Origin of the sequence: Streptomyces sp. NPDC059142 (assembly GCF_042755665.1) — a bacterium.
Taxonomy (GTDB): domain Bacteria; phylum Actinomycetota; class Actinomycetes; order Streptomycetales; family Streptomycetaceae; genus Streptomyces.
This window is the reverse complement of sequence record NZ_JBHZDA010000053.1, coordinates 33972-43713: the sequence shown is the minus strand read 5'-3', so window position 1 is coordinate 43713 and position 9742 is coordinate 33972. Positions and strand designations below refer to the sequence as shown.

Sequence of the window (9742 nt, the reverse complement as noted above, 5' to 3'; positions counted from 1 at the left end):
GTCGTCGTCCCGTGGAACCGCGAGGACGAACAGAGCCGGGGGGGGCCCGGCGCGGTTATAGGCGACGGAGAAAAGCACAATACCCAAAAAAATTGGGGGGGGCCCGCCCCCCGCCCCGCCGCCGCCCGGGGGGGGGGCGCGCCCAACGGCGGGGCCCACACCCACGGCGGCACCCCCCCGCGCTGGACCCGGCTCGGGCCGGACCGTTCCGCATCAGGCCGGCCCGGACGGGGCCGGACCGTTCCGTGTCAGACGGAGACGAGATCGCAGACGAAGATCAGCGTCTCGCCCGGGGCGATGGCCGAGCCCGCGCCGCGGTCGCCGTACGCGAGGTGCGGCGGGATGGTGAGCTGACGGCGTCCGCCGACCCTCATGCCCTGCACGCCCTTGTCCCAGCCCGCGATGACCTGGCCGGCGCCGAGCGTGAACGGAAGCGGAGCGCCGCGGTTCCAGGAGGCGTCGAACTCCTCGCCGGTGGAGAAGGCCACACCGACGTAGTGGACCCTGACGTTGGCACCCGCCGTGGCGACCTCTCCGTCACCCTTCCAGATGTCCTTGATCTCCAGGTCGGCCGGCGGCTCGCCACCCGGGAAGTCGATCTCGGGCTTCTCGATGCTCACGTGAAACTGCTCCTCTAAATGATGAACGGTACAACCGGGACAGTCTTACACCTTCGAGAGGATGTCCACGGCGAAGACCAGCGTGGAGTTCTTCGGGATCCCCTGCTGCTCCTGGTTGCCGAACGCCTGGTCCGGCGGGATCACGATCAGGACCCTGCTGCCCACCTTCTTGCCGACGATGCCCGTCTTGAGGCCCTTCAGCGTGAGCTGCGGCAGCGGGAAGGTCGTGGTGCGGCCGGTCTTGTACGTGCTGTCGAACTGCTTGGCGTCCTTCCAGAGGTACGCCGAGTAGTTCAGCACGACGGTGTCGGAGTCCTTGACGGCGTCGCCGTCGCTCTCCAGCACGTAGTTGGAGACCAGCTTCTTCGGCGGGTCGGTCCCCTTCGGGATGGTGACCTTCGGCTCCTTGCCGTCCTCGTCGGTGCCCACCTGCGGCAGCGCCTTGTCGTCCTGCGGGACGGCGGTGCCCTTGGCGGAGGACGGCACCTTGGTGGCCTTCAGGATGTCGACGACGAAGACCAGCGTGGAATTGGGCTTGATGTCGCCCTGGCCCTGGGAGCCGTAGCCCAGCTCCGGGGGGATCCCCAGCTCGACGCGGCTGCCGACCTTCTGGCCTTCGAGGCCCTGGTCCCAGCCCTTGATGACCATTCCGGCGCCGACCGTCAGATCGAACGGCTGCTTGCGGTCGAAGCTGTTGTCGAAGGGCTTGGCCGAGTCCCAGGTCTGGCCGAGGTAGTTGACCTGGATCGCGTCGCCCTTCGCGACCTTCGCGCCGTCGCCCTCCTTGAGGACATCGACCGTCAGCTTCTTCGGCGGATCCCCCTCCCCCTTGTCGAGGGTCGGCTTCTGTCCGTACTTGGCGCCCTCGCTGATCGCGGGGAGTCCGTTCTTGGACGAGGTGGAGTCGGAGCCTCCGTCGCCACCGCAGGCCGCTGTCGACAACAGCAGCAGGGGGACGACGATCAGGCCGGCAAGTCGGCGCACGTGTTCCTCAGATCTCAGACGGCACAGTAGCTGCCCACTGTAGGGCGTGACACGGGCCCCGTACGCGATACGTACGGGGCCCGGGCCGCATTCCACCCATGCCTGTCAGCCGGTGGTTGACCGGGACGCTCACATACCGGCGATGAGCTTTTCCACCCGTTCGTCGACCGACCGGAACGGGTCTTTGCAGAGCACCGTGCGCTGTGCCTGGTCATTGAGCTTGAGATGGACCCAGTCGACCGTGAAGTCCCTGCGCTGTTCCTGGGCGCGGCGGATGAAATCGCCGCGCAGCCGGGCCCGGGTGGTCTGCGGAGGCACCGACTTGCCTTCGAAGATCTTCATGTCGTTGCAGATACGGGCGGCCTGCCCCTTCTTCTCCAGCAGGTAATAGAGCCCGCGACGACGGTGGATGTCGTGGTAGGCGAGGTCTATCTGCGCGACCCGGGGATGCGACATGGTCATGTTGTGCTTGGCCCGGTACCGCTCGATGAGCTGGTACTTCATGACCCAGTCGATCTCCGTGGAGATCCGGTCGAGGTCCTCGGACTCGATCGCGTCGAGCGTACGGCCCCACAGTTCGAGGACCTGCTCCACGGTGCCGGTGCGGATGCCGCGGCGGTCCACGAAGTCCACGGCCTTCTCGTAGTACTCCCGCTGGACCTCCAGGGCGGAGGCTTCCCGGCCGCTCGCCAGCCGCACCTTGCGCTGGCCGGTGAGGTCGTGGCTGACCTCGCGGATCGCCCTGATCGGGTTCTCCAGGGTGAGGTCGCGCATCACGGTGCCCGCCTCGATCATGCGCAGCACGAGATCGGTGGCGCCGACCTTGAGCAGCATGGTCGTCTCGGACATGTTCGAGTCGCCGACGATGACATGGAGCCGGCGGTAGCGCTCCGCGTCGGCGTGCGGTTCGTCCCGGGTGTTGATGATCGGACGGGAACGGGTCGTCGCCGAGCTGACGCCCTCCCAGATGTGCTCGGCGCGCTGGCTGACGCAGTAGACGGCGCCCCGTGGGGTCTGGAGCACCTTGCCCGCGCCGCACAGGAGCTGACGGGTGACGAGGAAGGGGATGAGAATGTCCGCGAGCCGGGAGAACTCCCCGTGGCGGGCGACGAGGTAATTCTCGTGGCAGCCGTAGGAGTTTCCCGCCGAGTCGGTGTTGTTCTTGAAGAGATAGACGTCGCCCGCGATTCCCTCCTCGTGCAGGCGGCGTTCGGCGTCGACGAGCAGGCCTTCGAGAATGCGCTCGCCGGCCTTGTCGTGCGTGACCAGTTCGGTCACGTTGTCGCATTCGGGTGTCGCGTATTCCGGATGCGATCCCACGTCGAGGTAGAGGCGGGCGCCGTTCCGCAGGAAGACATTGCTGCTGCGGCCCCATGACACAACACGGCGGAAGAGGTAGCGCGCCACTTCGTCAGGTGACAGTCGGCGCTGTCCCCTGAACGTGCACGTGACGCCGTACTCGTTCTCCAGCCCGAAAATGCGGCGGTCCATGTCTGAACATTACGCCTGATGACCTGAGCTGAAACCGGGTTCGACCGCACCGCTTGGATCATTTTCCGTCGGAACGGTGGAGTCGGGCGCACCGCCGGGACGTGCGAGGACCCGCTGTGTGGCCAGCAGGACCAGCAGCGCGGCGGTGCCCGCGGCCCCCGCCACCCCGAAGCTCACCGACGTGCCGCCCAGCTCGACGGCCGGGCCCGCCGCGGCCGTTCCGAGCGCGGCGCCGACGCCGAAGGTCGTCACGAGCCAGGAGAACGCCTCGGTGACGGTGCCGCGCGGCGCGTGCCGGTCCACGACGATGAAGGCGCAGGCGATCGCCGGCGCGAGGAAGACACCGGCGAGGGCGGCGAGGGCGGTCATCGCGAGGACGCCGGGGGTGAGCGTCAGCGGCAGGTAGCAGAGGGCGAGCAGGGCGGTGATGGAGAGCAGCCGGCGTTCGGGGGTGTTCGTCCACCGCCGGGAGCCGTACACGAGGCCGCCCACCAGCGCGCCCAGGCCCAGGGCGGCCATCAGCCAGCCGTAGACGGACTCGCGGCCCTGGTCGTCGGCGTACGCGACCCCCGCGACCGTGATGGAGCCGAGGGCCATGCCTATGAAGAGGAACGCGCCCAGCAGGGCGAGCAGTCCCGTCGAGCGCAGCGCGCCGAGCCAGTGCGCCTCGCGGGGCGCGGAGCGCCAGGTGCGGGAGGGCTCGGACAGGACGACGGAGAGGGCGCCGAGCACACCGATCGCGTTGAGGGCGAGGAGCGCGGCGGCCGGGGACCAGAGCGCGACGAACAGGGTGACGAGCAGCGGGCCGACCGTGAACATGACCTCCTGGGCGATCGCGTCCATGGCGTACGCCCGGTGCACCCGCTCCTCGGCGCCCAGCACGCCGGGCCACAGCGCCCGCAGTCCGCCTTCCAGGGGCGGTGTGAAGAGCCCCGCCACCGCCACGCCGGCGTACGCGAGCACCAGACCGCCGCCGTCGGTGCCCGCGACGACGAGCAGGACGGCGCCCAGGGCCGACACGAGGGCGGCGGGAAGCTGGACGCGGGGCTGCCCGTACAGGTCCACGGCACGGCCGAGCAGCGGCTGCCCCACGGCGTTGCCGATGCCGTAGACGGCCGCGAGGGCTCCGGCGAGGCTGTAGCTGCCGCCGCCCGCCCGGACGAGCAGGACGATCGCGATGGGGGCGGTGGCGTTCGGCAGCCGCCCCACGAGTGTGCCGGTGAGCAGTCGCGCCGCGTGCGGCGCCTTGATGATGTCCGCGTACCCGGTGGCTCCAGCGGCCATGGCCCGTCTCTCCCTGTTTCCCCGTTTCCCGGCGCGCCGGGTTTTACGTATAACGCCTTGGCTCATACGTACCATGTGCCCAGTACGCGGGTCCACCGCGATCCCCGCCCGCGTCGGAGAACGGCAGCCATGACAGAGCATTCGGCCAGGCCCACCAGCAGGGACGTGGCCAGGGCCGCGGGTGTGTCCCAGGCCACGGTCTCCCTGGTCCTCGGCGACAAGTGGCGGGGCAGGGTCTCGGAGCGGACCGCCGGGCTCGTCAGGGAGGCGGCGCGCGAACTGGGCTACCGGCCCAATCTCGCCGCCCGCAACCTCCGTATGGGCACCACCAGGACGGCGCTCCTGGTGGTGCCCGCGCTGACCAACGACTTCTTCGCCCGGGTCTACACGGGAGCGGCCGAGGTCGCCGCCGAGCACGGCTTCGGAGTGGTCCTGTACCCCTCACCCGACGGGATGGGCCCCGCCAGGGACCCGTTCGCCTCGGCGCGGGCCGCGCTCGACGGGGTGATCGCCTCCTCGATGGCGACCGCCGCGCTCGACGCGATCAGCGGCACGGACGGCGCCGATCTCCCGCTGGTGATGCTCGACAGCGATCCGCGGGCGCCGGGGGCCGCCGCCCGGGTGAATGTCGACATCGCCGACGGCATGCGCCGGGTGACGGAGCACCTGCTCGGCCTCGGCCACCGGCGGCTGGTCCATCTCGCGTCCGCCGTCGACTCCTGGACCTTCCGGGTACGGGCCGAGGCCATCGCCGCGGCGGTACGCGAGGAGCCGGACGCGGTCGTGAGGACGGTCTCCGCGCCCCTGGAGGTCGACGCGGGCCGGGAGGCCGCCGAGCGGGCCCTCGCGGCGCCGGGCCCCCGGCCCACGGCGCTGGTCTGCGACGGCGACGTCCTGGCGGCGGGGGCCTGCAAGGCGGTACGGCGGCTCGGGCTGCGCGTCCCCGAGGACATCTCCGTCACCGGCTTCGACGATCTGGCCCTGGCGCGGGCGGTGGAGCCGGAACTGACCACCGTGCGGCTGCCCGCGGAGCAGGTGGGACGGCGCGGGATGGCGGCGCTGCTGCGTGTCCTGGACGGGCGGCGGCCGGAGACCGGCGACCTGCCGGTCACGCTGGTGGTCCGGGGCTCCACGGCCCCGGCGCCGCCCGACCCCGCCGGAGGGTGAGAGCCGGGCCCGTGCCGGGGAGGCGGAGCGGCCCCGGCGCGCCTGTGCCCCGGAGCGCGCGGGCGGTCCGGGGCACGGGCGGAACGGCTACTTCTTGCCGGTGTCGTCGCCCTTGTCGGAGGCGTCCTTGTCGGAGGCGTCCTTGTCCGAGGTGTCGGAGGCGTCCGTCGCCGGGGTGTCGTCCGCCGGGAGCGCGGTCGCACCGCCGGGCTCCTCGGTGTCCGAGGGGGCGTCCGTCGGGGTGGAGGCCGCTCCGTCCGCCTCCAGCAGCCGCGAGAGCTGCCGGCCGACGATCCGCTTGAACTTGCGCTGCTGTGGCCGCGTACGGTCCAGAACGGCCACTTCCAGCCGCTCGGCGGGGATCTCCCGCTCACCGCCGTTGGTGTCGCGGGACAGCGCCTGCACGGCCAGCTTCAGCGCCTCGGCGAGCGACATGCCGTCGCGGTGCCGCTGGTCGAGGAAGGTGCTGATCTGCTCGGAACTGCCGCCGACCGCTACCGAGCCGTGCTCGTCGACGATCGAGCCGTCGTGCGGCAGCCGGTAGATCTGGTCCCCGTCCGCCGTGGCGCCCACCTCGGCGACGACCAGCTCGACCTCGTAGGGCTTCTCGGCGGAGCTGGAGAAGATCGTGCCGAGCGTCTGGGCGTAGACGTTGGCCAGACCACGGGCCGTCACGTCGTCACGGTCGTAGGTGTATCCGCGCAGATCGGCGTAGCGGACACCGCCGATGCGCAGATTCTCGTACTCGTTGTACTTGCCGGCGGCGGCGAAGCCGATCCGGTCGTAGATCTCGCTGAACTTGTGGAGCGCGCGGGACGGGTTCTCACCGACGAAGACAATGCCGTCGGCGTACTGGAGCACTACCAGGCTGCGGCCGCGGGCGATGCCCTTGCGGGCGTATTCCGCCCGGTCGGCCATGGCCTGCTGGGGTGAGACATAGAACGGCGTCGACACCGGCTATCCGTCCCTTTCTGTCAGTGGCATGTTTGTTCAGAAGAGGGGGCGTCAGAGCAGCGCGGCACGCGGGCCGTCGGGCTGTTCGAGCCGGCGCTCCAGGATCGACCGGGCGATCTCGGCGGACTCGTCGTCGCCGAGCTTCCTGAAGCCGTCTTCGGTGATGACGGTGACGATCGGATAGATCCGGCGGGCCACGTCGGGGCCGCCCGTCGCCGAGTCGTCGTCCGCCGCGTCGTACAGCGCCTGGACGACCAGGGTGCACGCCTGCTGCTCCGTCAGCTCCTCGTGGTAGAGCTTCTTCATCGCCCCGCGGGCGAAGAGGGACCCGGAGCCCGTGGACGCGTACCCGGGCTCCTCGGAGCGGCCGCCCGTCACGTCGTACGAGAAGATGCGGCCCTTCCCGCGGTCGACGTCCCACCCCGCGAAGAGCGGCACGACGGCCAGGCCCTGCATCGCCATGGCCAGATTGCTGCGGATCATCGTGGAGAGCCGGTTGGCCTTGCCCTCCAGCGAGAGCTGCGCCCCTTCCACCTTCTCGAAGTGCTCCAGTTCGAGCTGGAAGAGCTTGACCATCTCCACGGCGAGTCCGGCCGTGCCCGCGATGCCCACGGCCGAGTACTCGTCGGCCGGGAAGACCTTCTCGATGTCGCGCTGGGCGATCATGTTGCCCATCGTGGCCCGCCGGTCACCGGCGAGGACCACACCGCCGGGGAAGCTCACGGCGACGATCGTCGTGCCGTGCGGCGCCTCGACCGCGCCCTGCAAGGGCGGCAGGACCCGCTTGCCGGGCAGCATCTCCGGCGACTGGTGGGAGAGGAAGTCCATGAACGAGGACGAGCCGGGCGTCAGGAAGGCTGCCGGCAGACGCCCGGTGGTACGAGGGTTGGCTTCCACACGTTTCCTTCCGGATGGGCGGCGGCCCGCTCGGGCCGGGCCGATCTTCAGTCTGTGCACGGACCTTACCCGCGCCGTCGCCGGTCATCCGCCCCGGTGCGACCGGCTTTCGCCGGTGGCCCCGGGGACGGACGACGGAGCCTACTGACCGCCCTTTTGGACGAAGGACCGCACGAAGTCCTCGGCGTTCTCTTCGAGCACGTCGTCGATCTCGTCGAGGACGGAGTCCACGTCGTCCGACAGCTTCTCCTGGCGCTCCTTGAGGTCCTCGGATGCCTGCGCTTCCTGCGCCTGCTCCTCGGTCTCCTCCGTGGAACGCGTGGCCTTCTGCTGCCCGCCGCCGGTGTCCTTGGTCGCCATAACCCTCACCCCGCTCGGTTCGCCCCGCTGGATGTGACCTTCAAGATCCGACCCTACAAGGAGGGTCGGACATCGGCCCCGCACTTCCCTCAACGCACGGGGGCCACCCTGATCATTCCCACGCCGGGGCCGTTTCAGCCTCCGGACAGCACCTGGACCAGCTCCTCCGCCGTGCGGCAGCGGTCCAGCAGCTCCTTGACGTGGTTGCGCGTGCCCCGCAGCGGCTCCAGCGTGGGCACCCGCTGCAACGAGTCACGGCCGGGCAGGTCGAAGATGACCGAGTCCCAGGAGGCCGCGGCCACGTCGTCGGCGTACTGCTCCAGACAGCGGCCCCGGAAGTACGCCCTGGTGTCCTCAGGAGGCTTGGTCCTGGCCCGCTCGACGTCCTGGTCGTCCAGCAGACGCCGCATCTTGCCGCGGGCCGCCAGACGGTTGTACAGGCCCTTCTCGGGGCGTACGTCCGCGTACTGGAGGTCCACGAGGTGCAGCCGTGCCGCGTCCCAGTCCAGGCCGTCCCTGCGCCGGTAGCCCTCCAGGACCTCACGCTTGGTGATCCAGTCCAGCTCGCCGGAGAGGCTCATCGGATCGTTCTCCAGCCGGTTGAGCGTGTCCTCCCAACGGCCCAGCACGTCCTTGGTCTGCTCGTCGGCGTCGGCGCCGTACCGCTCCTCGACGTACTTTCTCGCCAGCTCGTAGTACTCCATCTGGAGCTGTACGGCGGTGAGTGTCCGCCCGCTGCGGAGCGTGACCAGCCGTCCGAGGGTGGGATCGTGCGAGACCTGGTGCAGCGTACGGACCGGCTGGTCCACGGCCAGGTCGACGTTGATGAAGCCGTCCTCGATCATGGAGAGGACCAGCGAGGTCGTGCCGAGCTTGAGATAGGTGGAGATCTCCGAGAGATTCGCGTCGCCGATGATCACATGGAGCCGGCGGTACTTCTCCGCGTCCGAGTGCGGTTCGTCCCGCGTGTTGATGATGGGGCGCTTGAGGGTCGTCTCCAGCCCCACCTCGACCTCGAAGTAGTCCGCGCGCTGGCTGATCTGGAAGCCGTGCTCATGGCCGTCCTGGCCGATCCCGACCCGGCCCGCGCCCGTGACGACCTGCCGGGAGACGAAGAACGGCGTCAGATGGCGCACGATGTCCGAGAACGGGGTCTCCCGCTTCATCAGGTAGTTCTCGTGCGTGCCGTAGGACGCGCCCTTGTTGTCGGTGTTGTTCTTGTACAGGTGGATGGGCTGGGCGCCGGGCAGCAGCGCCGCGCGCTCGGCGGCCTCCGCCATGATGCGTTCGCCCGCCTTGTCCCACAGGACCGCGTCCCGCGGGTTGGTGACCTCCGGAGAGCTGTACTCCGGATGGGCGTGGTCCACGTAGAGCCGCGCGCCGTTCGTGAGGATCACGTTGGCCAGGCCGATGTCCTCGTCGGTGAGCTGGCTGGAGTCCGCCGTCTCGCGGGCGAGGTCGAAGCCACGGGCGTCCCGGAGCGGATTCTCCTCCTCGAAGTCCCAGCGGGCGCGCCGCGCCCGGTGCATCGCCGCCGCGTAGGCGTTGACGATCTGGGACGAGGTGAGCATGGCATTGGCGTTCGGGTGGCCCGGGACGGAGATGCCGTACTCCGTCTCGATGCCCATTACTCGCCGTACGGTCATGCGGCCCTCCTAGCCCGGCGGCGCTCCCCTCCGGGAGCGGCGCTCAAGTACCGCTTTCTCTTCGACGCGTGTGCGGTGCCCGGTCCCGCACTGCGCGACGTGGCGGTACGAACGAGCCTAGAACGCCTCCGCGCCGTCGGGGAGATCATTTTCTTCATTGGCCTGGTGTGGTGGTTGGCCCGGTGTGCGGGTGTGGTGGGAGGTACGGGGAAAGCAACCGGCTGCGGATGCCCCTGGAACGCAAACCCCAGCCGTCCCCCCTCCACACGTAAAGAACCGTGTTTGGCCCCCGGTACAAAGAGCCGCACGGGTCCCCCCCCCACATTAACGGAACCACGC

9 protein-coding genes are annotated in these 9742 nt (G+C 69.8%); 1 reads left to right on the top strand and 8 read right to left on the bottom strand.

The window, feature by feature from the left end; all coding sequences use genetic code 11:
• Positions 1–248 precede the first annotated feature (248 nt).
• The 4 genes from ACFXPK_RS19975 to ACFXPK_RS19960 form a co-directional block, all read right to left on the bottom strand.
• Positions 249–620, bottom strand: a complete 372-nt coding sequence (locus tag ACFXPK_RS19975; RefSeq protein ID WP_385077154.1) for an FKBP-type peptidyl-prolyl cis-trans isomerase — start codon at positions 618–620, stop codon at positions 249–251.
• 45 nt (positions 621–665) lie between these two features.
• Entirely contained in the window at positions 666–1604 is a 939-nt protein-coding gene (locus tag ACFXPK_RS19970) for an FKBP-type peptidyl-prolyl cis-trans isomerase (RefSeq protein ID WP_384999935.1), read from the bottom strand.
• 129 nt (positions 1605–1733) lie between these two features.
• Complete coding sequence (pafA, locus tag ACFXPK_RS19965) at positions 1734–3095, bottom strand: Pup--protein ligase (protein WP_384999938.1); 1362 nt, start codon at positions 3093–3095, stop codon at positions 1734–1736.
• Positions 3096–3104: 9 nt separating this feature from the next.
• Complete coding sequence (locus tag ACFXPK_RS19960) at positions 3105–4379, bottom strand: MFS transporter (protein ID WP_385077150.1); 1275 nt, start codon at positions 4377–4379, stop codon at positions 3105–3107.
• Between the two features lie 129 nt (positions 4380–4508).
• Between ACFXPK_RS19960 and ACFXPK_RS19955 the strand changes: the two genes are divergently transcribed.
• The gene (locus ACFXPK_RS19955) at positions 4509–5546 is read left to right on the top strand and encodes a LacI family DNA-binding transcriptional regulator (RefSeq protein ID WP_384999944.1); all 1038 of its coding nucleotides are present in this window, start codon (positions 4509–4511) and stop codon (positions 5544–5546) included.
• An 87-nt stretch (positions 5547–5633) separates the two neighbouring features.
• Here ACFXPK_RS19955 and prcA read toward each other — a convergent pair whose 3' ends face one another.
• From prcA to dop, 4 genes are all read right to left on the bottom strand, one after another.
• A complete protein-coding gene (gene prcA, locus ACFXPK_RS19950) occupies positions 5634–6500 on the bottom strand; it encodes a proteasome subunit alpha (protein WP_385077147.1) in 867 nt (288 codons plus the stop codon).
• Between the two features lie 51 nt (positions 6501–6551).
• A complete protein-coding gene (prcB, locus tag ACFXPK_RS19945) occupies positions 6552–7397 on the bottom strand; it encodes a proteasome subunit beta (RefSeq protein ID WP_384999949.1) in 846 nt (281 codons plus the stop codon).
• 141 nt (positions 7398–7538) lie between these two features.
• On the bottom strand, positions 7539–7757 hold the full coding sequence (locus ACFXPK_RS19940; RefSeq protein ID WP_030754525.1) for a ubiquitin-like protein Pup: 219 nt from the start codon (positions 7755–7757) through the stop codon (positions 7539–7541).
• A gap of 134 nt (positions 7758–7891) precedes the next feature.
• Complete coding sequence (gene dop, locus ACFXPK_RS19935) at positions 7892–9403, bottom strand: depupylase/deamidase Dop (RefSeq protein ID WP_384999952.1); 1512 nt, start codon at positions 9401–9403, stop codon at positions 7892–7894.
• Positions 9404–9742: the final 339 nt, after the last annotated feature.